This is a genomic window from Providencia sp. PROV208 (assembly GCF_028479465.1).
In the GTDB taxonomy this organism is placed as follows: Bacteria; Pseudomonadota; Gammaproteobacteria; order Enterobacterales; family Enterobacteriaceae; genus Providencia; species Providencia alcalifaciens.
The window spans coordinates 187,913-212,252 of record NZ_JAMPNS010000001.1 but is presented as its reverse complement, the minus strand read 5'-3'; the positions used below and the strand labels follow the sequence as shown (position 1 = coordinate 212,252).

General features: G+C 43.8%; 19 protein-coding genes. 2 read left to right on the top strand and 17 right to left on the bottom strand.

Going from position 1 to position 24,340, the window contains the following annotated elements; genetic code table 11:
• The 3 genes from menH to PR766_RS00965 all read right to left on the bottom strand — a co-directional run bounded on the left by menH (position 1) and on the right by PR766_RS00965 (position 3,900).
• Positions 1 to 774 (bottom strand): 2-succinyl-6-hydroxy-2,4-cyclohexadiene-1-carboxylate synthase, encoded by a 774-nt coding sequence (menH, locus tag PR766_RS00975; RefSeq protein WP_224050407.1) that lies wholly within the window; start codon positions 772 to 774, stop codon positions 1 to 3.
• A complete protein-coding gene (gene menD / locus PR766_RS00970) occupies positions 768 to 2,447 on the bottom strand; it encodes a 2-succinyl-5-enolpyruvyl-6-hydroxy-3-cyclohexene-1-carboxylic-acid synthase (RefSeq protein ID WP_006660299.1) in 1,680 nt (559 codons plus the stop codon). Before menD ends, menH begins: the two co-directional genes overlap by 7 nt.
• Positions 2,448 to 2,574: 127 nt before the next feature.
• Positions 2,575 to 3,900, bottom strand: coding sequence for an isochorismate synthase (locus PR766_RS00965; protein WP_230086839.1), 1,326 nt, complete (start codon positions 3,898 to 3,900; stop codon positions 2,575 to 2,577).
• A 675-nt stretch (positions 3,901 to 4,575) separates the two neighbouring features.
• On the opposite strand from PR766_RS00965, the gene PR766_RS00960 reads away from it, so the two are divergent.
• Both PR766_RS00960 and PR766_RS00955 read left to right on the top strand, forming a co-directional pair.
• Entirely contained in the window at positions 4,576 to 5,787 is a 1,212-nt protein-coding gene (locus tag PR766_RS00960; RefSeq protein WP_036966141.1) for an alpha-xenorhabdolysin family binary toxin subunit A, read from the top strand.
• Positions 5,788 to 5,798: 11 nt separating this feature from the next.
• On the top strand, positions 5,799 to 6,809 hold the full coding sequence (locus tag PR766_RS00955) for an alpha-xenorhabdolysin family binary toxin subunit B (RefSeq protein WP_154636396.1): 1,011 nt from the start codon (positions 5,799 to 5,801) through the stop codon (positions 6,807 to 6,809).
• A gap of 54 nt (positions 6,810 to 6,863) precedes the next feature.
• Here the strand turns inward: PR766_RS00955 and nuoN are convergent, their stop codons facing one another.
• The 14 genes from nuoN to PR766_RS00885 all read right to left on the bottom strand — a co-directional run bounded on the left by nuoN (position 6,864) and on the right by PR766_RS00885 (position 23,771).
• The gene (gene nuoN, locus PR766_RS00950) at positions 6,864 to 8,375 is read right to left on the bottom strand and encodes an NADH-quinone oxidoreductase subunit NuoN (protein WP_006661368.1); all 1,512 of its coding nucleotides are present in this window, start codon (positions 8,373 to 8,375) and stop codon (positions 6,864 to 6,866) included.
• 9 nt (positions 8,376 to 8,384) lie between these two features.
• On the bottom strand, positions 8,385 to 9,908 hold the full coding sequence (gene nuoM, locus PR766_RS00945; protein WP_006660294.1) for an NADH-quinone oxidoreductase subunit M: 1,524 nt from the start codon (positions 9,906 to 9,908) through the stop codon (positions 8,385 to 8,387).
• Positions 9,909 to 9,927: 19 nt separating this feature from the next.
• Positions 9,928 to 11,769: an NADH-quinone oxidoreductase subunit L gene (gene nuoL / locus PR766_RS00940; RefSeq protein ID WP_006660293.1), complete on the bottom strand. Its 1,842-nt coding sequence runs from the start codon at positions 11,767 to 11,769 to the stop codon at positions 9,928 to 9,930.
• On the bottom strand, positions 11,766 to 12,068 hold the full coding sequence (nuoK, locus tag PR766_RS00935; protein WP_006660292.1) for an NADH-quinone oxidoreductase subunit NuoK: 303 nt from the start codon (positions 12,066 to 12,068) through the stop codon (positions 11,766 to 11,768). Before nuoK ends, nuoL begins: the two co-directional genes overlap by 4 nt.
• Positions 12,065 to 12,610, bottom strand: coding sequence for an NADH-quinone oxidoreductase subunit J (gene nuoJ / locus PR766_RS00930; protein ID WP_006660291.1), 546 nt, complete (start codon positions 12,608 to 12,610; stop codon positions 12,065 to 12,067). Before nuoJ ends, nuoK begins: the two co-directional genes overlap by 4 nt.
• A gap of 12 nt (positions 12,611 to 12,622) precedes the next feature.
• The gene (nuoI, locus tag PR766_RS00925; RefSeq protein ID WP_004259834.1) at positions 12,623 to 13,165 is read right to left on the bottom strand and encodes an NADH-quinone oxidoreductase subunit NuoI; all 543 of its coding nucleotides are present in this window, start codon (positions 13,163 to 13,165) and stop codon (positions 12,623 to 12,625) included.
• A 14-nt stretch (positions 13,166 to 13,179) separates the two neighbouring features.
• On the bottom strand, positions 13,180 to 14,157 hold the full coding sequence (gene nuoH / locus PR766_RS00920) for an NADH-quinone oxidoreductase subunit NuoH (RefSeq protein WP_006661367.1): 978 nt from the start codon (positions 14,155 to 14,157) through the stop codon (positions 13,180 to 13,182).
• A complete protein-coding gene (nuoG, locus tag PR766_RS00915) occupies positions 14,157 to 16,889 on the bottom strand; it encodes an NADH-quinone oxidoreductase subunit NuoG (protein WP_036962981.1) in 2,733 nt (910 codons plus the stop codon). Before nuoG ends, nuoH begins: the two co-directional genes overlap by 1 nt.
• A gap of 88 nt (positions 16,890 to 16,977) precedes the next feature.
• Positions 16,978 to 18,336: an NADH-quinone oxidoreductase subunit NuoF gene (gene nuoF, locus PR766_RS00910; protein WP_006660288.1), complete on the bottom strand. Its 1,359-nt coding sequence runs from the start codon at positions 18,334 to 18,336 to the stop codon at positions 16,978 to 16,980.
• The gene (nuoE, locus tag PR766_RS00905; RefSeq protein ID WP_006660287.1) at positions 18,333 to 18,872 is read right to left on the bottom strand and encodes an NADH-quinone oxidoreductase subunit NuoE; all 540 of its coding nucleotides are present in this window, start codon (positions 18,870 to 18,872) and stop codon (positions 18,333 to 18,335) included. Before nuoE ends, nuoF begins: the two co-directional genes overlap by 4 nt.
• 2 nt (positions 18,873 to 18,874) lie before the next feature.
• Entirely contained in the window at positions 18,875 to 20,677 is a 1,803-nt protein-coding gene (nuoC, locus tag PR766_RS00900) for an NADH-quinone oxidoreductase subunit C/D (RefSeq protein ID WP_006660286.1), read from the bottom strand.
• A 74-nt stretch (positions 20,678 to 20,751) separates the two neighbouring features.
• On the bottom strand, positions 20,752 to 21,426 hold the full coding sequence (locus PR766_RS00895) for a NuoB/complex I 20 kDa subunit family protein (RefSeq protein ID WP_004912254.1): 675 nt from the start codon (positions 21,424 to 21,426) through the stop codon (positions 20,752 to 20,754).
• 18 nt (positions 21,427 to 21,444) lie between these two features.
• Complete coding sequence (locus PR766_RS00890) at positions 21,445 to 21,888, bottom strand: NADH-quinone oxidoreductase subunit A (RefSeq protein ID WP_036962979.1); 444 nt, start codon at positions 21,886 to 21,888, stop codon at positions 21,445 to 21,447.
• Between the two features lie 965 nt (positions 21,889 to 22,853).
• Entirely contained in the window at positions 22,854 to 23,771 is a 918-nt protein-coding gene (locus tag PR766_RS00885) for a LysR family transcriptional regulator (RefSeq protein ID WP_006661364.1), read from the bottom strand.
• Positions 23,772 to 24,340: the final 569 nt, after the last annotated feature.

Below are 24,340 nucleotides of genomic sequence, written 5' to 3'. Positions count from 1 at the left end.
TTAACCACAGTGTGATAAAAAATGGTGAAGTGCAATCACATAATGTTGGGGGTTTTCCCGATGCGCATTATGCCCTGCATTCTTAATTAGCGTAAACGGCAATGCATATTGTTGCGAAACGCTTCGAAATTTTTGGTCCTTTTCACCGCAAAAATAGCAGTAAGGGACCGATAAATGCATCAAGGGTTCGACTAAAAACGGCTGTTTGGATAATGAGGTATTTTCCAACATATCCGCTACGGCTAAGGGATTATTCAGGGCGCGTAATGCAACCAAATTAGCACGTTGTTCGTCGGTAAGATCGGCAAAAACGGCTTGCTGATACCAGTCATTCAGTACTCGCTCAATAGGTTGGTGGCGAAAACGTTCCGCCCATTGATGATCATGACTCTCACGAGCTTGGCGTTCTTGTACATCCTGTAGACCCACATTCCCACCTTCAATCACCAAGCCTTGTAATCCTTTATGATTTGCAAAGCAGGCAAAATGCATCGCCAAACGAGCACCGAGTGAATAACCAACTAAAACAAACCGTTGAACGGCGTACTGCTCCAGCAAGCGAGACAATTGCTGATTAAAATCACTAAAACCTTGGCAAGTAATGTGACACGAGTCACCATGCCCCGGTAAATCAACGACTAAACGGGGGTAATTAGGGCAAGCCTCCACAATGGATGACCAGTCATCCGCACTTCCCAGCAACCCATGTAGAAACACTAACCAAGATGTTTGGTCATTTTTTTCTTGGCTGGGATAACAGTGCGCGGCTAACACGGCAAACTTTCCACTTCTTGCAGTAATTTTTTCAGAGTGCGAGCCCCTTCATCACCGTCAACCACCAGCTCAACAAGCAGCGTTCCGTGCTGGTTATGCCAAAATTCATCAAGCGTCTCTTTTAAGCTTGTCCAATCTGTCGGGGCGCAATATTGCAGACCAAACATCATCGCAGCTCCAGCAAAACTCACATTTTGAGGCATGCAGTAATAATTTTGTCGAGCCTCAGGTGACGTTGGCAACATGGAGAATATTTGCCCACCATTATTATTCACGATAATCAAGACGCTCGGTGCAGAAGGCTCACGTAATAACGCTAAACTATTTAGGTCATACAGCGCTGAAATGTCACCAACGATACCTAATGTCGGTTTAGCGGTAGCGCGTTGCACCCCTGCCATCGTTGAGATCAGCCCATCAATACCACTTGCGCCACGGTTACTGAACACAGGATATCCTGCCGGTAACTGGGCGAAGGCATCAATTAAACGAACAATTAAACTGTTCCCCACAAAAAGTTGCCCACGAGGAGGAAGAAGATCGGGCAATTGATGCGCGACAGCAGCTTCTGAAAATTGGTTTTTCAACTGTATTTCAATATGTTGTGAAGTACGATTCGCTAAATCAGCAAGATCTGCACACCATGGGCTACGTGGCTGAGTTGGGTGTTGTTCCAACCATCCTTTAATGCTGCACGTGAGCTTGCGCCCCTGATGATTGGCTGGGTCTAAACGTCCCGGTATTGAATCCACTATCCAATACTCTTGGGGATGACATTGACTTTGCCATTGCAATGCGCGTTTTCCAGTCAGGCTTGAACCAAATTGCACCACTAATTCAGCCTCATCTAGCCAAGCCTTAGCGTTCGGGTGCAGTAACCATAAATCAGCACAAGGGTAAGGCTGCCCGGTTTGAGAAAGTACGTCACCAATAAGTGGCCACCCCAATTCGGCAGCCCATTTAGCCACGAGCTCGCCATCACTGCTGCTCATACGCCCAGCGACTACCACGCCTTTTTTCTGACGCCAGAAATACCAATCAGCAACCAGAGCTACAGTATGGGTCAATGGCTCAATCAACCATGGATGGGATGATTGCCACCAATCACCTAAACTTGCCTGCCAGTCAGTATCGCCTTCTGTTTCTCCGTACAATGGCTCAGCAAAAGGGCAATTCACATGGAATGCACCATGTCGCAACTGATTCATCCCATTATCAATCGCAGAAACCAGCCATTTTGCGGAAATATCACGGGTTGGTCTTGGCAACATTAAATTTTCGAAAGGATGACTCGCAAAAATATGAGTTTGGCGAATAGCCTGATTCGCCCCGCAATCAATCAACTCAGGCGGTCTATCGGCGGTGAGAAAAATAACTTTTTCCCCTGTTAATCCAGCTTCAATGAGAGACGGATAGAGATTGGCTACCGCAGTCCCTGAAGTCACAATAACGCCAACAGGCTCGCTACTCGCCTTCGCAAGCCCTAGCGCAAGGTGCCCTAATCCGCGCTCGTCAAAGTGCGTATGGCAATGAAGTTTCGTGTTATTGATCGCTGCCAATGTCAATGGTGTGGAACGAGATCCTGGTGCAATACAGATATTTTTCATTCCGTGACGGGCGAGCGCCTCAATAATTACCTCAGCCCAACGGAGATTAAATGCTGAATTAGACATAATGTGCTCGGTAAATTATTCATGATGCTGAGTGTAATAGGATTAAGAAAAATTTCTTGATCTCAGAACAATTTTTCATGAACTAATTGAAAATAAAAAAGAAATAACCATTTTAGCTATAGGGTTTTTAGTGTGTTTTGAGTAAGGACTTTAGCCCAGCAGCTTTGTTTTCAATTTCTTCCCATTCTTGTTCAGGATCTGAATCTCTCACAATCCCCGCGCCTGAATAGAGCGAAATTTGTCTATTATCAATTTGAGCACAACGCAGCGAAACCGCAAATTCACTTCGATTCAAGCTGACAAAACCTCCCGTTCCCGCATACCATCCTCGAGAAAACGGTTCATGCTGAGCTAAAAACTCACGTGCCACTGAGCGAGGTAAACCACAGACCGCAGCCGTTGGTTGTAAACGTTGTAAACAGTCGCTATCCGAAGGCGTTAATAATGTCGCCGCGATAGAGCGATACAAATGCTGGATTTTTCGAAGGCGGATAACTTTTGCAGATGAAACGTCAATACCTGTAACTGCACCTTGTAGCTGTTGGCAAATATCATCAACCACCACCAAATTTTCATGTTGGTTTTTACTGTCTTCCATTAACCACTTAGCATTTTCAGCCGCAATCACATCATCAGTATGATTTGCGACGGTTCCGGCTAATGCTTCTGAGTTAAGTTGAGTTCCTTGGCGCAAATAAAGGCGTTCTGGCGTCGATGACATAAACCCTGAGTGAGCACTAAAGGCCATCATGAAATGGTAGCAATGATGATTGACCTTTTGGCTGGCGGATAAAAATTCAGCGACAGTAATAGGCTGGGTTAACGATAATTTCGTTTCCCTCGCCATCACGACTTTTTCCATTTTACCTGCGCGCATATCTTGGATAGCGCCAGTTAATCGCTCACACCATTCATCATGATCGGGGATATGTTGCTGCCCAATAATCTCAGTTGATAGTATAGACAACGTATTCGATGTTGATTTCAGCTGCTGTAAAAATGCCATTGCATGCGTTATGTCTTCAGCACCGTCGATGTTTAATGTCACCGTAACGGCGGAACGTAAACGAAATATTTCTAAGCGAGGTAAAAAATAGAATGCGGATTCCCGTTTAAGCGCATCGCTAATCCCTTCACCCACTGCGTTCCAACCATTCAAACCCCATAATCGCATATCCGGCATTTCTGCATGTTCAGCGATAAATTGTTCGGCATCAGTAATGGAATTAAACGATCTTACCGTCCCCAGAGCACTGCACTCTTCGGAACCGGTACGATGATACCAATAAAACTGAGGATAGCTATCTTGGGCTGATAACCATGCTAACCCTGGGAATACCTCTTTCGTGTCCATTTGCCACACTAAACGGGTATATTCGTGAGGATTAAGTACTAATGTCGACAAATGATTCAGAATTTCAGTTAATAATTTATCAATTTTTGTTTTTGTCACTTTAGATTCCCACTGCTACATCACAACGACATCGATTTACTTATAATTATTATATATCGCAATGTAATTTATTAACACATTCATTATTAATGACATAATCCGTTCAAAAAACAGCCACAAAGAGAGCGAAAGTGATACTTTGCAAGTCATTTAAGATCACAAAAATTATTGATTATCAAAATGTTAAGTAAGCTTTTTTCTCGCTATCTCACTTTAAATGAAAATCTCAGAAACAGATAGAAAATATAAAATAGCAATAATTTATATTATAAATTATTTTTATTCTTATCTTTTTTTAGAGGATAGACTTTCTATTTCAGTACTTTTAATTTGAATATAGAAATCTATTTTTTTACATGATTCGCATTTTTACCTGTCTGAATAACGGTAACTAGATTAATTGTTAAATATTAAAAACTACAACCAAGGAGTTATTTTTTAGCGAGGATTTTCATTTTTTAATATCAACGTAAGCTCTACGTTTCTAGTAGGTTATGAACTATAAACTTGAAAGAGTAAATCCTCCTGATCATGACCATTAAAAACTCATTATGATTAGAAAATTACAACTATTAACAATGAAATATTCAAAAAACAAATCGTCATATAAGTGAAAAGATAATTAGTTTTCTAATTTTATCATTCTATCTTCATTCAATTAATTGGAAATCCACAATGAATACTCAGTTTAATTATGACAGAATCATTGAAAAGGAAAGTATTGGTGACGCAACTCTCGCATTATTAACCAATCAAGATTCTCTATCCGCAAGATCAGCGGGTATATTCACCCTTGAAGACCTCATCAGTATTCATCGGCATGTTCAATTCGCATTGGCACTTCCGGTAAAAGACAGTGACATCTTAAAATGGTTTGGCATTAATGATGAAAATAGCGCATCACTTCCTGCAATTGAACTAATGGATATCATCATTGATATTCGCAAGCATGCTAATTCCTGGAATAATGTCGAATTGAAAGTTAAAGAACAATCCGTCGATTTATCGCTAACAAGTCGAAATATCATGCAAACTGGCGGTCAAGTTCTTGAATATATTAATCACATGCCGATTATTAAAAAAATTTCTGATACCTTAGAGGATTTATCTGAAGAAAGTTTAAGTCAGATTACTTATCAAAATGATGACCAACAAATTGCCACTGAACTTTTAAGTATTTTACATTTAATTAAAGGAGATATAAAACAACAGTCAATTAAAACCATTCATATTAAAAATACAGTCTCTGATTTTCGCGCCTATATTACTGGTGGATATCTTTCAGACTATACCCATGTAGAATCATTACTTTTCACTTTAAAAGGACTATATCAACAATTAGAATCTAAAGAGGATCCAAGTAATAATGAGTCATTCTTAAAAGAATTGATTACTTTTAAGAAAAATGAACTGCACCAACTCGAGCAAGAATATAGCCACTTTGTCAAACTCTGCTTTACAGGACTTGCAGGCGGCATTATAGGTTTAATCATCACAGGCAGTATTTTTGGTTCAAAAGCAGAAAATATTCGTCATCGAAAAAATATGCTGATTAAAGAGATTGAAGAAATAAACCATAAATTGCATCAAGAGCAGTTATTACAAAAAACCATTTTCGATATCCAAATTAATTTACAGAAAATTGATGGCTTATTTAAAGATGCTCGTCTCGCAATTGACCATTTAGATTATATGTGGCTGGTGATCCTCACAGAAATCAAACAATCTATTGATATATTTGCAAGGATAAATAATGCAGAAAAACTGATCCAATTTATCACGCAATTCAAACGTATCATCATGTCTTGGTCCGCTATTCAAGACTATTCAATTCATTTGATTAAGCTATTTGACGAGCTACAAATCAGTGAAAAAAATTCACAATAAAAGGCGTTAATATGCATGGTAATCTTGATTTACCTATGTTACCCTCCATTGATATTTATCAATTAAGGTGTATTTCAAATAGTATTAGCTCTTTCAATAAAAATATTCTCAATTATGATTATATCATCTATGGTCGAATTCAAAAAATTGCTGCTAAAGTTGAAAGGCTTAATGAACTCATTCGCAATTCAGTCCCTATTCTGAAAATAAAACTAAATTACATTATAAAGAATGATGCCTATGAGTTACTTACATTAGAGGACAATAATGATGACTACTCAGACATTAGACGGAAGATAGTCATGACTGGCTTTATTGATGACTTATTAGATATTAAATCAGAGTTGGAAAAGCTTATTGCAAAAACCCGCTATGCTCTAGAATCACTACTAGTATTCCATTTAAATGAACCTAATAAATTGAAACATTCTCAATATCTGAAACAAAAAGAATTTTTGGTTAATTCTAAAAATGGAAAACAATCAAAAATTAATGAATTAAACAATCATCTTTCGATTATTCTTGCAGCAGAAGAGATTATCTTAAAGCATAGAATTACAGACTTCTTCGATAAGTATTTTCAGGGTAAAGAGCTAATTGATTCTATTGATATTCAACCCAATAAAAAAGATATTTTAAAAGCCGCTATTAGTTATATACGTAACCTACTCACTATGGTTGATGATGGGCTTGAGTTTTCCCAACTTGTGGATGTCAGAATCTATGTTAGTGACCAAATTATTGAAGCACGTGAAGAAATCAATACGATTGATAATAATATATTTCGGATCTCCCAAATCATAAGCTATGCCAATGATATTAGCCAAATTGAGAGCCACAAACAAACCATTATCACACAGACTGGCGCTTTAAAATCCTATTGGGAATCTTGGTGTGGTTTTATGAGTGAAAAGATATCTGAAGAGTGCCTAAATCTTGAACATATTAAAACCATGAGTCAAATGTTCATGACCTATTTAAATGACATTGAATACCAATATCAACGGCAATTACCGGATTAAAAAAAGCCTCGTTACTGTAAAGTAACGGGGCTTTTACTTGAAGCAGATAAGAACTTAGTTCACTGCCGCCATTGTTAATGTTGCAATATTAATAATCGGTTGTGGCCACAGACCAAACACAATCACCGCAATTGCACACACAGCAGCAAACACTGTGCCTAATGTCATTTTTTCTGGGCCAGTATAACGATCTGCATGCTCTGCATCACGGCTATATAAGCTCGCCATAAAGCGCAGATAGTAGAATAACCCTAATGCACTACCTACCACGATAGCACCCGTTAACCACCACAGTTCCGCATAAACCACAGAAAGAATCGCGTAAAACTTACCGATGAATCCGAGTGTGATTGGAATACCCGCCAGAGATAACAGCATTACCGTCATGACCAACGCTAATACCGGCTTATGCCAGAATAAACCACGGAACGCACTAAAATCATCTTGGTCATCACCACGGTATGGGCTTGAAATCACGCTGACCACACCAAATGCCCCCAAACTTGCCAGTAAGTAGCTCACCAGATAGATAGCAATAGTGACTTGTGCTAATTGAGCATCAACACGCATTGCCACTAATGTCACCAATAGGTAACCCATATGTGCGATGGATGAATAACCGAGTAAACGTTTTGCGCTCTTCTGAGTTAGTGCTAATAAGTTACCAAACAGAATCGAAGCGACTGCAATCACACCGACAACCACTAATAATGTGTCGGTTTGCGCCAGTCCATCTGTATGGGCGATTGGTGCTTCTAAGAAGATACGAACCAATACGGCAAAAATAGCGATTTTACTGCCCGTTGCTAAGAAAGCTGCAACCGGTGCTGGCGCACCTTGGTAAACATCAGGTGTCCATAATTGGAATGGGAACAGCGATAATTTAAAGCCAAAGCCCACAATCATCATTCCTAAACCAACTAAAATCAGCGGAGCATGAACACTGCTATTCGCTAAACTTTGACCGACGACGCTAAAGCTTAAGCTGCCTGATTCTGCGTATAACAAAGCGATACCGAACAGCAGGAATGAAGAGGCTGCTGCGGATAACACCATGTACTTGATACCCGCTTCTAAAGTGCGACTACGTTCGAAGGTATAAGCCACTAAACCGAACAGTGGGATAGAGATCAATTCAATACCGATAAACATCGACGCCATATGGTTCGACATCCCCAGTAACACTCCACCGGTTACTGCAATGGTCAGTAATAAGTAAAACTCTTCTTTGTTATCATTAAAACCTTCTAACCAATGATAAGCAAAGATAGCCGTACCCATACCCGCGATCAGAACCAATCCTGAGTAGAACAGTGCAAAACCATCAACTAACAGCAGTGAAGTCACTGCTCTTGGTAGGAGTGTTTCTTCGCCTAGCTCTGTCGGAAAGGTATAACCGTAAACCCAAATCAGTGAAACTAGCGTTAAAAGAAAGCCAACCACTGTTATCGCGGCACTGGTTAAATGATCGCGCCGCCACGCAATTGACAGCATCACAATCACTGCAGTTAATCCAACGAGGATCAACGGCAGCATTGCTAACAATTCTAAAGGTGTTATTGTCATGGCGAATTACTACCCTTGTGTTGAAAGTGAAGCAGAATACAGGTTATGCAGTGTTTCCATCGAGCCCGCTGATGTATCCAAGATAGGCTGAGGGTAGAAACCAATGATAACCAATAAAGCCGCCAGAACCAGTAGAACACCAAACTCACGGGCGGTTAGCCCTTTCAGTTCAGTGTCTGATTTCGGCGTTCCGTAGTAAGTCTGCTGCATCATCCATAGTGCATAGATAGAGGCAAACACCACACCAAATACCATAATGCAGGTCACTAATGTGAATTGGCTGAAGCTACCGAAGAAGATCATGAATTCACCGATAAAGTTACCTGTGCCTGGCATACCTAACGTTGCTGCTGCAAAGAACAAGGATAAACCCGGTAACCATTTGATGCGCTTCCATAACCCACCCATCATGCGCATATCACGCGTTTGAGTACGCTCGTAAAGCTGACCACTGATAATAATCAGCGCTGCACCGGACAGACCGTTTGTGATCATTTGGACCACAGCGCCTTGATACGCCAGCGTTGATCCTGCGTAGATAGCCACAGTGACAAATCCCATATGAGATAAGCTACTGTACGCCGCTAAACGCTTAATATCTGTCTGTTTAAACGCTAACCATGCACCGTAGAAGATACTGATAACACCCAGTGTCATCGCCACAGGTGTAAATTGCAGTGACGCTTCTGGGAACAGAGGTAACGTAAAGCGTAATAAGCCATATGCCGCTGTTTTCAGCATGATACCGGAGATATCCACGGAACCCGCAGTTGGCGATTGTTCTTGGGTATCTGCCATCCACCCATGGAATGGCACTAATGGCATTTTGACGGCGAAAGCAATAAAGAAGCCCAGCATCAGTAAGAAGCTAGTCGTTCCAGACAGCGCGCTTTCCGTACCCAGTAACAAGTTATAGTCGAATGTCAGCTCACCGGACTCAATAAAGTGAACGATAACTAAGCCAATAATCGACACCAGCATGATCAAACCGCTGACTTGTGTATAGATAAAGAATTTTGTCGCGGCATTCACATGCTGACGGTTACCTGAACCTTTGTGTCCCCAATTCGCAATCAGGAAGTACATCGGAATCAGCATCATCTCCCAGAAGAAGAAGAATAAGAACAGGTCAACCGCAGTAAAGATCCCCATCACACCCGCAATAATCCATAGCAGGTTAAAGTGATAAGCACCTTGGTTTTCTTGCTGTTCGCTCCACGAACTGAGGATGGAGAACGCCCCCATAATGGCCGTTAATACCACCATTAGTAGAGATAACCCATCCACCGCTAGCGAGAAGTTGATACCCAGCGCAGGGATCCACTCAGTTGAGTATGTATTCTGCCACTCTGGAATACCTTGTGGGTTTACCAGCGAATAGTCCCCTTGCAGCCAAAATAGTACTGCGAGGATCAGCGTCGTTCCCATTGTCCCCAGCGCAACCCAACGAGGTGCGCGGTGACTGAATCGGTCAGCCTGCCAGCTTAGCAGGGCACCGATAAAGGGAATAAGTATTAGCCAATATAATTGCATGGCGCAATGTGTCCCTTAATTAAACCAAAAGCAGCAGAGCAAGAATCAGCACTGCACCCAGCCCCAGAGAGGCAACATACCAACGGATCTGACCGTTTTCACTCACTGCTAGCCCTTTATTTGCCCAACGTGAAAGATGTGCAGGGATATTCATCAGTGAGTTAATCGGATCGCTTTCGAGCAACCATGCGATACCTTTGAATGGTTTCACAAAGATAACGTCATACAGCCAGTCGAAGCCCCATGCGTGATACCACCACGTTGAGAAGAAACGACCAATCGCTGTCTTAGCAATCGCATCAACGATAGAACGTCTAAACAGGTAGAGGAACGTCGCAATCAGCAGACCAGCGATAGCAAAACCACCCGAGATAGCTTCGATAAACAGTTTACCGTCTCCAGCTTCCATTGGTTTTGCAGGGAAAACGCCCTCTAATGGCTGATGGATCATCGCACCCACAAAGGTCGCGAGGATAGCCAAAATAGCCAGTGGTACGGTGTGAGTGATGCCTTTAACTTTATGCGCTTTGATTTTTGCTTCACCATGAAACACGATGAAAATCATACGGAAGGTATAAATAGCGGTCATCAGAGCACCGATGATACCTGCCCATAACAGCACAGTTTGTCCATCCACTTTCGCGCCCCACAAGATGGCATCTTTACTGTAGAAACCAGAGGTAAACAGCGGCAACGCTGCCAATGCACTACCACCGATTAACATTACAATATAAACGAATGGAATTTGCTTACGCAGCCCACCCATCTTGAAGATGTTTTGCTCGTGGTGACACGCGATGATCACCGAACCTGCGGACAGGAACAGTAACGCTTTGAAGAAGGCGTGTGTCATTAAGTGGAAAATTGCCGCATCCCATGCTTGAACACCCAGCGCCAAGAACATGTAACCAATCTGGCTCATGGTGGAGTAAGCAAGAACACGTTTGATATCCGTTTGTACCAGTGCAGCAAAGCCTGCAAACAGTAACGTTACTGCGCCTATGACACCCACTAAATGCAGAATGTCTGGCGTTAACAGGAATAACCCATGAGTACGTGCGATTAAGTACACACCTGCCGTTACCATGGTTGCGGCGTGGATTAATGCAGAAACTGGTGTTGGACCTGCCATTGCATCGGCTAACCATGTTTGTAATGGTAACTGAGCCGATTTACCCACAGCACCACCCAGTAACATCAGCGTTGCCCAGTTCAGCATGGATAAGCCTTCTGGTGACAGCTGAGTTGCACGTTGCGCCATTTCGCTGAAGTTTAATGTGCCCAGTTCGTTGTACAGGATAAACATGCCGATAGCCAAGAACACATCACCGATACGGGTCACGAAGAAGGCTTTCATCGCTGCTTTGCCATTTTCTGGGTTGGTGTAATAGAAACCAATCAACAGATAACTGCACAGCCCTACCCCTTCCCAACCGAGATACATCAGCATCATGTTATCGGCCAGCACTAATACCACCATGCTCGCGATAAACAGGTTAGTGTAAGTGAAGAAACGTGAGTAACCTTCCTCGCCACGCATATACCAAGAGGCATACACATGAATAAGGAAGCCCACACCCGTTACCACACCTAACATGGTCAAAGAAAGACCATCGAGGGATAAGCTAAATGGGATAGTGAAATTACCCACAGACATCCAAGTCCATAACATTTGTGGATAAACATACCCAGCTTCATGAGTTAGAAACTCAGAACCAGCATAAAATGCAACTAGAGCGGCGAGACCCACTGAGCCTGCGCCGATAATCGCGGATACATTTTCTGACCAACGACCGCGGGAAAATGCGAGAAGCACAGACCCTAACAGCGGGAACAGAATCGTTAAATAGAGTAAGTTCATTCGCGCATCTCACTGACTTTATCAATGTTCAGGTTTTGACGATGACGATGGAGTTGCAGTAACAACGCCAATCCAATACTCGCCTCCGCTGCCGCCAGAGTGATTGCCAGAATATACATAATCTGACCATCTGGTTGCCCCCAAAAACTGCCCGCGACCACAAAGGCTAATGCCGTTGCGTTCACCATGATTTCCAGTCCGATCAGCATGAAAAGCAGGTTGCGGCGAATAACGAGGCAGCTAAGTCCCATTACGAAAATAATTGCCGCTAAAATCAGACCATGTTGAAGAGGTATCATTGTTTCTCCCCCGCATTACGGCTGTTGCTGACAAGATCAGCACTGTTTTCTGAACGGTCACGACCCACATGGAATGCAACAACCAAACCTGCGAGCAACAATAACGATGCCAATTCAACCGCTAAGACGTAAGGACCAAACAAACTGATACCCACTTCTTTCGCCGTGATAATTGCACCTTCCGTTTTATCTTGGTGAGAAAGGCTAGTGATCCCGTAAACTAAAATGCCCAGTAAAACGGCAGATAGCACTGCGGGACCTATCCACGTTTTCGGTGTTAACCAAGCGCGCTCTTGCTCTTGTACAGAGCGCCCTAAGTTCAACATCATCACCACGAAAACAAACAGAACCATAATGGCGCCTGCGTAAACGATAATCTCCAACGCACCCGCGAAATACGCGCCTAGCGAGAAGAACACCATTGACAGTGCCAGCAGAGAAACCACCAGATACAGTAGCGCATGCACTGGATTGGTATTGGTTATCACCCTCAAAGTTGCTAAAACAGCAACCAGACCGGCGATATAAAAAGTAAATTCCATGAATATCGCTCCTTACGGCAACAGGTCTTTGACGTTGATTGGTTTGGCTTCGTTATCCGCTTCACCTTTATCTTTACCTGCAATCGCCATACCTGATTTACGGTAAAAGTTATAATCAGGATATTTACCCGGACCCGAAATCAGCAGGTCATTCTTTTCATAAACCAGATCCTGACGACGCCAATCTGCCATTTCAAAGTCTGGCGTTAATTGGATTGCCGTCGTTGGGCAAGCCTCTTCACACAGACCACAGAAAATACAGCGAGAGAAGTTCACGCGGAAAAATTCTGGATACCAGCGTCCATCTTCATGTTCCGCTTTTTGCAGTGAGATACATCCCACAGGGCAAGCCACCGCACATAAGTTACACGCAACACAACGCTCTTCACCGTCAGGATCGCGCGTTAGCACGATGCGTCCACGGTAACGGGGTGGCAGATAAACCGGCTCTTCTGGGTACATCTGCGTTTCCCGTTTATCGAACGCATGTAGACCCACCATCCAAATACTGCGTACTTGGGTGGCGAAACCGACCAATAACTCTTTTAATGTCATGGTTCAATCACCCCTTACTGAGCGTTGTATAAAATCACTGCTGCGGTACCCAGCAGGTTAAGCAGTGTCAACGGCAGGCAAATTTTCCAACCGAAAGACATGACTTGGTCATAACGTGGACGCGGTAAAGATGCACGGATCAAGATGAACATCATCATGAAGAATGCTGTTTTAATCGCAAACCACAGGAAAGCAGGCAAGAATGGACCATGCCAACCGCCAAAGAACAGTGTCACAATCAGAGCAGACACTGTCACGATACCGATATATTCACCCACGAAGAACAGACCGAATTTCATACCGGAATATTCAACGTGATAACCGTCGGCAATTTCTTGTTCCGCTTCGGGTTGGTCAAATGGGTGACGGTGACACACCGCAACACCCGCAATCGCAAACGTAATGAAGCCAAAGAATTGTGGGATAACGTTCCACATGCCCGCTTGGGAGTTCACGATGTCAATTAAGTTGAATGACCCCGCTTGCGCGACGACACCCATCAATGACAATCCTAAGAACACTTCATAGCTGACGGTTTGAGCGGATGCACGCATCGCACCCAATAATGAGTATTTGTTGTTACTTGACCAACCTGCAAATAGCACCGCGTAAACAGCCAGACCCGCCATCATCAGGAAGAATAAAATTCCGATGTTCAGATCCGCAACATGCCAAGTCGGGCTGACTGGCACAATCGCAAATGCTAAAAACAGTGAACAAAATGCAATAACTGGCGCCAGCGTAAAGATTTTCTTATCCGCAAACTCTGGGATCCAGTCTTCTTTAAACAGCATTTTGAACATGTCGGCAATCAGCTGCCCCATACCAAATGGGCCAACACGGTTAGGACCGTAACGGTTCTGGAACAAACCGAGAATACGGCGTTCGCCGAGACTCATGTATGCCCCGCAGGTCACGACAACCAGCAAGATGACAACCGATTTAAGGATGGAAATCAGGACTTCCATCACCGCCGGAGAAATCCAATCCATCATGCGCCCCTCCGCAGATTATTCACTGACACGCCAGCCATAACAGGTGCAATTCCCGGCATACCAAGAGGTAAACCGATTTGACCCACTGCAAGGTGCTGGCTGATGCGTACTGGCAGATTAAACGTTTGACCTGCATGGCTAAACTCAGCTTTTACGCCTGCATTTAAGCCCAGTGTCGCCGCATCTTGTGCATTCAACATGATATAAGGCTCTGGCATACGTTGCTGAATCACATCGGCACGTTGTGATGTTTCATCACTGCCAAATAGATGATAGTAAGGTGCAACGACCCATTGAGATTCACCGCCTTGGTAAGCCGCTGGGATCTCAGTGAAGTAAGCCAATTTACTGTCTTTGGAATTGAATAAACGCACGCCTGGGTCACCAAATAACAGGTGTCCACCCACTTCCGCTTGGAACTTGTTCCATGCTTGTGGTGAGTTCCAGCCCGGTGCCCATGCAAATGGAATTTGCTGACGTGGTGCTTTCGGTTGGTTATTCCCTTCCATTGAGAACGCAAATGGTGAGTCGATATCTTGCGGTTGACGCGGTTCATGAACCGATTTGTCCGCCAGCATTGCCGTACGACCGCTGTAACGATGCGGTTCACGCGCCAATTTCTGTCCACGAATGCGGAAAGAGGCTTTTGGTGCGGTATCTCTGATACCTGCAAATTGCGGCAGTGCAGCCACACACTCTTCAATAACGTGATCTAATTGCGACCAATCCGCATCACGTTGCTGCGCTTCAGTTTGCAGTGAATGCATCCAACGCCAGCTTTCGTTCATCACAATGCTGTTATCGTAGTAAGTTGGGTCAAACACTTGGAAGAAACGTTGAGCACGACCTTCTTGGTTGATAAGCGTACCATCTGCTTCAGCAAAACTGGCCGCTGGCAGCACTAATGTCGCTTTATCCATAATGTCAGTGTGCTGGTGGTCTGCCACAATTAAGTGTTTCAATTTCGCTAATGCGCTATTGACGGCATCCACGGTGCTATGACGGTAAAGGTCATTTTCCATCACAATCGCAACATCGGCTTCTTTGGCTTCAATGCGAGCAAAGGCGTTTTCTAACGGCAGTGCGTTCATCATCGCCAGACCAAAGCTATTTGCATGAGATGCGACATAAGACAGACCGACGTTTGCACCTTTCGCTTTCAGCGCAAATGCCACGTTCGCTGCGGCTTCAATCATCGCATCACTAGCGCTATGGCTACCACTGATAATCAGAGGTTTTTTCGCACCTGCTAAGGCCTGAGCCACAGTTTCTACTTTCGCTTTCACATCAGCCGGTAAATCATTCACCGCTGGTGCGTCACCGTTGATCAGGTTAGCAATCGCAAAACCGAAACGCGCTTGGTCAGCCACTGGCGCACGGTAATTGTATGCCGCGACATCATCTAAACGCGTGTCATCCACGTTGGTGATAAACAGTGGATACTTGGCGTGTTGACCAATGTTTTGAATCGCTGCGATTTGCCAGTCAGCGACTTTCTGTGCCGCTGCCATTTCACGGGCTTTGCCCTTCACGGCTTGGCGAACAGACAGCGCCATACGCGCACCCGTCTGGGTTAAATCTTCACCCAGCACTAACACCGCATCATAACCTTCGATTTCACGCAGTGTTGGGGTGTAGATGCCACCATTTTGCAGGATATTTTGCATCAACGATAAGCGACGTTGCTCGTCCGCAGAAATGCCCGAATAGAAGTTTTCCGCACCAACCAGCGCACGCAGAGCATAGTTACTTTCAACGCTCGCACGCGGAGACCCGATACCAATCACTTTTTTCGCTTGATTGATAATCTGCGCACCGCTTTGCATCGCTTCAATTGCTGAAATCACTTGCTGCACGCCATCTTTAGTGAATAGTGCTTGGCGAGGACGGTCTTTGCGGTTTACATAACCATAACCAAAGCGACCGCGGTCACACAGGAAGTAATGGTTTACAGAACCGTTATAGCGGTTTTCAATACGGCGTAGTTCACCATAACGCTCACCTGGGCTGGTATTACAACCGATACTGCATTGTTGGCAGATACCCGGTGCAAATTGCATATCCCATTTACGGTTGTAGCGTTCTGAGTGAGTTTTGTCGGTGAATACTCCTGTTGGACACACTTCGACGAGGTTGCCAGAAAATTCGCTTTCCAGCGTACCGTCTTCAGTACGACCAAAATAGACATAGTTATGCGCCCCATACACACCTAAATCAGTGCCATCCGCATAATCTTTGTAATAACGAACACAGCGGTAACACGCGATACAGCGGTTCATTTCATGACTAATGAAAGGACCAAGATCTTGGTTAACGTGAGTACGCTTAGTAAAACGATACTTACGCATCGTATGACCAGTCATGACCGTCATATCTTGTAAGTGGCAGTTACCCCCTTCCTCACAGACTGGGCAGTCGTGTGGGTGGTTGGTCATTAGCCATTCAACAACACTTTCACGGAATTGTTTGGCTTCTTCATCATCGATTGAGATGTAAGTGCCTTCCGTTGCCGGTGTCATACAAGACATTACGAGGCGACCACGAGTGTCATCTGCGTTTTGATACTGCTTCACCGCACACTGGCGGCAAGCGCCAACGCTTCCCAGCGCCGGATGCCAGCAAAAATAAGGAATATCTAGCCCCAACGATAAGCAGGCTTGTAACAGGTTTTCTGACCCGTTTACGTCATATTCTTTGCCGTCTACATATATCGTAGCCATAGTCAGCATGCTTCCCAAAGGCCCGCGTTAGCAGGCGTTAAACATAAATACGTTCTTCGTTAAAAATTCGTTTAGCGGTTGCTCAATCGCTAAATGCTTACCAACGCTGCTTCAGCAGGTTTGGTTGGATCCCGGCAATCTGCACGATGTTACGCAGATCTTTTTTCGAGATACCCGCTTCGAACTCTCCACGGAAATATTTGATGGCGCTTTGTAATGGCTCAACCGCACCCGGTGCGTGTGCACAGAACGTTTTACCTGGACCTAAGAAACGGCAAAGTTGCTCAAGAGTTTCGATATCCCCTTCTTGACCTTCGCCTTTTTCCAGTGCTTGTAAAATTTTCACGCTCCATGGCAAACCATCACGGCATGGCGTACACCAACCACAGGATTCACGTGCGAAAAAGGTTTCTAAGTTACGCACTAAAGAAACCATATTGATTTCGTTATCCACTGCCATTGCCAGTGCAGTCCCTAAACGGCTGCCCGCTTTTGCAATATTTTCGAAATCCATCGGTAAATCGAGGTGATCGTTGGTCAGGAAGTCAGTTCCTGCACCACCCGGTTGCCATGCTTTGAGTTTTAATCCATCGCGCATACCGCCCGCGTAGTCTTCTAAAACTTCACGCGCTGTCGTACCAAATGGCAATTCCCATAAACCTGGATTTTTCACACGACCTGAGAAGCCCATCAGCTTAGTGCCTGCATCTTTACTCTTACCAGCACTTAAATTGATATACCACTGGTCACCGTGCTCTAAAATCGCAGGAACGTTACAGATGGTTTCCACGTTATTCACGCAAGTCGGTTTACCCCAAGCCCCAGAACTCGCAGGGAATGGTGGTTTAGAGCGTGGGTTTGCGCGGCGACCTTCTAATGAGTTAATCAGTGCGGTTTCTTCACCACAGATATAACGACCTGCGCCCGTGTGCACAAACAGCTCAAAATCAAAACCTGAACCAAGAATATTTTTACCTAACAGACCCGCAGCTTTTGCTTCTTCAATGGCGCGACGTAAATTTCTTGCCGCTTCCACATATTCACCACGTAGGAAGATGTAACCGCGATATGCTTTAAGTGCATATGCGCCAGTAATCATCCCTTCAACTAAAAGGTGAGGAAGTTGCTCCATCAGTAGGCGGTCTTTATAGGTGCCCGGCTCCATTTCATCCGCATTACATAAGAAATAACGCAGTTTCATGTTTTCGTCTTTTGGCATCAGGCTCCATTTCAGACCCGTTGAGAATCCCGCACCACCGCGTCCTTTCAGACCCGCGTCTTTAACGAGATTAACAACTTCATCCGGTGCCATGCCTTTAAGTGCACGCTCAAGACCTTTGTATCCGTTTTTACTGCGATACTCATCTAACCAGACTGGCTGCGCATCATCACGCAGGCGCCAAGTTAGTGGATGAGTTTCTGCAGTTCGGATCACTGGATTAACAGAATTTGTCATGGATACTGCTCCAGTAGCTTTTGAATATTTTCAGGCTGGACGTAACTGTGGGTATCCTCATCGATCATCATCGTAGGCCCTTTGTCACAATTGCCTAAGCAACAGGTTGGCAGCAGCGTAAAGCGACCATCAGCCGTTGTTTGTCCTGGGCGAATATTCAGCTGTTTAATAATTTCAGCTTCTAAGCCTTGGTAGCCGGTAATATGGCAAACAACGCTGTCGCAATAACGAATAATATGGCGACCAACAGGTTGGCGGAAAATTTGGCTATAGAATGTCGCAACCCCCTCAACATCACTTGCGGGGATACCTAAAACATCAGCGATAGCGTGAATTGCGCCATCTTCAACCCAGCCACGGTTCTTTTGCACAATTTTCAGCGCTTCAATCGACGCTGCGCGTGCATCTTCGTAGTGATGTTTTTCGCCTTCAATTTCCGCACGTTCGTGTTCAGTTAACACAAAACCGTGGTTCACTTGCGGTTCAAAGACATTCACAACGTCTAATTGCTCGTGTTTATTTTGTTCATTATGCATGGTTAGCGATCCACATCCGACATTACAAAATCAATACTACCCAGATAGACAATCAAGTCAGACACCAAGCTACCTCGAATAACCGCCGGAATTTGCTGTAAGTGCTCATAGCTCGGGGTACGAATTCGTGTACGATAACTCATGGTGCTACCGTCACTGGTCAAGTAGTAGCTGTTGATCCCTTTGGTTGCTTCAACCATCTGGAATGATTCGTTCGCTGGCATCACCGGTCCCCACGACACTTGTAAGAAGTGGTTAATCAGGGTTTCGATATGCTGCAATGTACGCTCTTTTGGTGGCGGCGTAGTCAGTGGGTGATCCGCTTTAAATGGACCTTCTGGCATATTCTTCAAGCACTGCTCAAGAATACGGATACTTTGACGCATCTCTTCCACTTTGATCATCACGCGGTCATAACAGTCACCGTTGTGAGCGATTGGGATGTCAAATTCAAAGTTTTCGTAGCCAGAATATGGACGCCATTTACGCACGTCGAAATCTACACCTGTTGCACGTAAACCTGCCCCTGTGACGCCCCACGCTAACGCTTCTTCTTTGGTATAAGACGCTACGCCAACAGAACGACCTTTCAGGATGGAGTTTTTCAATGCAGAGGTAACATAAGATTCTAGGCGCTTCGGTAACCAATCGAGTAATTCGCGCAGCAGTTTGTCCCAGCCACGAGGTAAATCATGAGCTACACCGCCAATACGGAACCATGCTGGATGCATACGGAAGCCCGTGATAGCTTCAATCACGTTGTACACTTTTTGTCTATCGGTAAACGCGAAGAAAACTGGCGTCATCGCACCAACGTCTTGGATATACGTACTGATATATAGCAGATGGCTATTAATACGGAAAAGTTCTGACATCATGACACGGATAGTTTTTACGCGATCCGGTACTTCAATACCTGCCAGTTTTTCAACCGCTAAAATATAAGGCATCTCATTGACACAACCGCCAAGATATTCGATACGGTCTGTGTAAGGAATGTAGCTATGCCATGATTGGCGTTCACCCATTTTTTCTGCGCCGCGATGGTGATACCCAATATCTGGCACGCAGTTAATAATTTCTTCACCATCGAGTTGCAGAACAATACGGAATGCACCGTGGGAAGATGGGTGGTTTGGACCCAAGTTAAGGAACATGAAATCTTCGTTTTCATTTCCTCGAGACATGCCCCACTCTTCTGGTTTGAAAGTCAATGCTTCCATTTCCAGATCTTGTTTCTGCTTAGTTAGCACAAACGGGTCGAATTCAGTGGCACGCGCTGGGTAATCTTTACGCAGTGGATGACCTTCCCAGCTTGGTGACATTAGAAGGCGGCGCAGATTCGGGTGACCTTGGAAGGTAATACCGAACATGTCCCAAACTTCACGTTCATGCCAGTTAGCATTAGGGAAAAGAGAAACCACGGACGGCACGTTTAAGTCATTCTCGTTAAGAGCCACTTTCAACATGATATCGCGATTTCGGTCAATAGATATGATGTGGTAGAACACACTAAAATCTGCTTCAGGCAGACCTTGGCGATGGATACGCTGGCGTTCATCGACTCCGTGTAGGTCGAATAACATCACATAAGGTTTAGGCAGTTTCTTTAAGAAATCTACAATTTCCAGTAATTGTTCACGGCGCACCCAAATCACTGGCATGCCAGTACGGGTCGCTTGAACAGAAAAGGCATCCGGGCCAAATTGATTGCGCAGTTCCAGAAGCACAGGATCATTAATGTGATCCTGTGTCTGCCATTCTGGCTGGTTACGACTCGCTTGCGCTATCTGATCTGTCATCATTCTTCACCATAACGCTTGATCAGGTTTATTATTTCGCAACAACATTGCTCTGTTACGCTGTATGGCTAAAAGCCTTAAATTTCGTCTGGGGTACGCAGGTTAGTCACTGCGATACGTTCACCGTGTTTTCTTTCTCTTTCTGACTGCATGTTCGCACGATAAACACCCTGATCACCGACAACCCATGAAAGTGGGCGACGTTCTTTGCCGATGGATTCTTGTAACAGAAGGAGAGCCTGCATATAGGCTTCAGGGCGTGGTGGGCAGCCTGGAATGTACACATCCACGGGAATAAATTTGTCGACGCCTTGCACTACAGAGTAGATGTCATACATCCCACCCGAGTTTGCACATGAACCCATGGAGATAACCCATTTTGGTTCAAGCATTTGGTCATATAGGCGCTGAATGACGGGAGCCATTTTAGTAAAACAGGTTCCCGCAACAACCATGAAGTCGGCTTGACGAGGAGAAGCACGTAGTACTTCCGCACCAAAGCGGGCTACGTCATGAACAGCCGTGAACGACGTCACCATTTCTACATAGCAACATGAAAGACCAAAGTTGTATGGCCACAGGGAGTTCTTACGACCCCAGTTCACCACATCATGAAGTGCATGGGATAATTTCCCCATATACACACTGTTTTCAACTTGCTGCTCAAGAGGATCAGTAACGATTTCTTGAGTTTGCAGTGGGTAACGGTCGTTCTCACCGTTCGGATCTATGCGGGTGAGCGTATAATCCATTGTATATTGCCTCGCTTTTTACTGCGGATGACGATTGCTGATTTTAATAACTTCACTAGGACCTTTAACTGCGCGACGTGAACGGATTGGAGTCCAATCCAATGCACCAACGCGGACCAGATAAAATAATCCCGCCAACAATACCAAGATAAAAATAGCGGCTTCGATGAAACCGACCCAACCCGCTTCGCGGATGGCGACAGACCATGCAAATAAGAACATAGCCTCCACATCGAAGATCACGAAAAACATCGCGACCAAGTAGAACTTGGCTGACATACGAAGACGAGCACTACCGACTGAATCAATACCTGACTCATAGGGAACGTGTTTTGTTCTGGCTTTGGCGCGGCTACCCAAGAAATGACCAGCGGTCAACATGAAAGCGCAAAGACCAATAGCGCCGAGAAGGAATATAGCAAAGCCCCAGTTATGGGCTAACTCTAGGATTGATGTAGACATACTCGTTGCTTACTCATTACTTATGATGCGTAACTGCTCTTTTTAACAACATGGCAGTGTTGCAGCACAATTGCCCAGTTAATCGAGAAGAAAGACCAATATGATCCCCAAACTGCAAGATCACCAAACTAAAATCAGTCTAACGACTGCCGTTTGGTTCGTCCTCTCCCACTACATTTTATTTTGCTCAAATGAACAAAATAACCCGTACTTATTACAAAAAATTCACACACAAAAAACATCAGCGAAACAAAAAGTACTCATTATCTGCTAAAACGTGTCAGTGTTACTATACACAAATAAACACGCAAAGTAGTCTAACTGATTATTCGTTTTTACTACACCATTATCTCAGGAAAAACCTGTCTTAACAGACGAAAAAATGTGCTTTTTATTTGATCTAACGCACAGATTTATTGAAAAAATACTCAATTTGTTTACATAACATCCGAATTTAATTTAAGAGGCAATAACGATTTTTTATTCATCATGCCCACTAAGCCACTGAGTACTCTCAGCTATTTTATCAATTCAGCAAAAAATTATTGTTAACGACGTAACAAATCGTTAACTAACTAATGAATTTCATGTTATGCCATATACATCACAATTATTTCATGCTCTTACGCGTTAATCCATACTTAATAAGTGGGTAATACGTGTGTTTTATCACCTATTGAACAGAAACTTTGTTCACTTTTTTATCATCTCACTCTTAAGTAAAATATCGTACGACTAAAATTGACTTAAGTCTCTATTAACCACTTGATGAGTAAGGAGAGAAAATTGGCATTAAGATCATTTTGATAACAATCGAGAGGCAGTATTGCGCAGAGGAAAAAGCAATAAGTAAAAAATAAAAACGGCCGAATCAGACACACTGATCCAGCCGGATAAACATAATACTGTTTTGCCACTTACCCTTGATAAAAAACCTATTTTATCGATAAGGACAAAGAGTGATCTTATTGACCACTGTTCTCTACTTGCTCAGCCGCAGGGGCTACTGCATAAGGGATTTTTTTGTTTTCAATCGCGCTAAAGACGGTAAGCACAAAATCTTTTTGCTCATCCGCATTTTTGTATAACCAGTATTGGATATCTGGTAAACGCGGTAAACCATCCGCTTCACTCAAAATACGAAGATCCGCATTTTGCATTTCCATTGGACGTGCCGTCACACCGACTTCAGCATTCACAGCAGCGCGAACAGCTGGCAATGATGCCGCTTCATACGCCACATGCCATGGTAAACCAGCCTCATCTAATGCATGAGTACATAATTTACGGTATGGGTTAGTTTCATCCATCACTACCAATGGAATCGGTTCATTTGGGCGTAACTGAAAATCTGGTGCACTGTGCCATAAAATAGGAACAGTTCTTAATGCAGTTTTCGGGTGTTGAGGAATACGGCTCGTCGTTAAGGCTAAATCAATTTCGTGGTTATCTAACATTGATTCAATAAACTGAGCACGTTTAATTCGAACTTCTACCGCGATACGTGGAAAAACGGAAGCGATACGGTTCAATAAAAATGGGAGTAAGATATCGACTGTGTCATCGGATGCTCCGATGCGTAATTCACCATCTGCATCGTTATACGTTAATGATGCCGTTGCATCATCATTGGCGCGTAGAATTTGTCTCGCATAACCGAGCAATTGTAAACCATGGGCAGTTAATAGCTTATTACGCCCGTGGCGTGCAAATAATTCACGACCAACTAATTGTTCTAAACGTTGCATCTGCTGACTAACAGCGGACTGAGTACGACATACTGCGGCAGCGGCAGCGGCGAAAGTGTTAAGATCAGCCACTGCGACAAATGTGCGTAGTAAGTCGAGATCTAAGTTCATTATGGGACGATTGGAATTTATCATCGTACATTCTCTTTATATAATTTTATGATACCTGGTGTTTCTGCTCTCCTCCGTGAGAATCAGCGAGTCTTAAAAATGATCCAACTTTTTGCATTTCTAATCCATAGATCTGCATTTATTGTATTCAAATACTCTACATTGCTATACCTATCTGATAATTAACTAAAGTCACTTTAATTATCTAAATAGCATTTTAAGTTTCTATCAATAAAGCGGGCGCTGATTAACAAAAAGCGCAATAAACCCGCAATAATTGAATAGGACTAAATAGTAACATATTTAATGTAGTTGCAATTATTTTAATGTAAGCTCTTTATGTAACATATGATGTAAATTAACAATTTTATTAATTATCAATACGCTAAACATTATAAACACGTTTCCATTAAGAATATTCTTATTAAAATAATCAATATTGCTAACAAAAAAAGCCAAAAACTATCAAAAATCCCCCGACCAATAGTTAAATTTATTTCTAGTTTAATGATTTAAGATTCAAACTTACAGAGTGATACAATTTTGACACGTTTGTCATAGCGCCATTTTTTTACTTTTCCACTCCAAAACAG

Bases quoted from the DNA above. Each gene is read 5' to 3' on its own strand.
- menD (WP_006660299.1), bottom strand. From the start codon at position 2,447: ATGTCTAATTCAGCATTTAATCTCCGTTGGGCTGAGGTAATTATTGAG.
- PR766_RS00960 (WP_036966141.1), top strand. From the start codon at position 4,576: ATGAATACTCAGTTTAATTATGACAGAATCATTGAAAAGGAAAGTATT.
- PR766_RS00955 (WP_154636396.1), top strand. From the start codon at position 5,799: ATGCATGGTAATCTTGATTTACCTATGTTACCCTCCATTGATATTTAT.
- nuoN (WP_006661368.1), bottom strand. From the start codon at position 8,375: ATGACAATAACACCTTTAGAATTGTTAGCAATGCTGCCGTTGATCCTC.
- nuoM (WP_006660294.1), bottom strand. From the start codon at position 9,908: ATGCAATTATATTGGCTAATACTTATTCCCTTTATCGGTGCCCTGCTA.
- nuoL (WP_006660293.1), bottom strand. From the start codon at position 11,769: ATGAACTTACTCTATTTAACGATTCTGTTCCCGCTGTTAGGGTCTGTG.
- nuoK (WP_006660292.1), bottom strand. From the start codon at position 12,068: ATGATACCTCTTCAACATGGTCTGATTTTAGCGGCAATTATTTTCGTA.
- nuoJ (WP_006660291.1), bottom strand. From the start codon at position 12,610: ATGGAATTTACTTTTTATATCGCCGGTCTGGTTGCTGTTTTAGCAACT.
- nuoI (WP_004259834.1), bottom strand. From the start codon at position 13,165: ATGACATTAAAAGAGTTATTGGTCGGTTTCGCCACCCAAGTACGCAGT.
- nuoH (WP_006661367.1), bottom strand. From the start codon at position 14,157: ATGGATTGGATTTCTCCGGCGGTGATGGAAGTCCTGATTTCCATCCTT.
- nuoG (WP_036962981.1), bottom strand. From the start codon at position 16,889: ATGCTGACTATGGCTACGATATATGTAGACGGCAAAGAATATGACGTA.
- nuoF (WP_006660288.1), bottom strand. From the start codon at position 18,336: ATGACAAATTCTGTTAATCCAGTGATCCGAACTGCAGAAACTCATCCA.
- nuoE (WP_006660287.1), bottom strand. From the start codon at position 18,872: ATGCATAATGAACAAAATAAACACGAGCAATTAGACGTTGTGAATGTC.
- nuoC (WP_006660286.1), bottom strand. From the start codon at position 20,677: ATGATGACAGATCAGATAGCGCAAGCGAGTCGTAACCAGCCAGAATGG.
- PR766_RS00895 (WP_004912254.1), bottom strand. From the start codon at position 21,426: ATGGATTATACGCTCACCCGCATAGATCCGAACGGTGAGAACGACCGT.
- PR766_RS00890 (WP_036962979.1), bottom strand. From the start codon at position 21,888: ATGTCTACATCAATCCTAGAGTTAGCCCATAACTGGGGCTTTGCTATA.
- PR766_RS00885 (WP_006661364.1), bottom strand. From the start codon at position 23,771: ATGATAAATTCCAATCGTCCCATAATGAACTTAGATCTCGACTTACTA.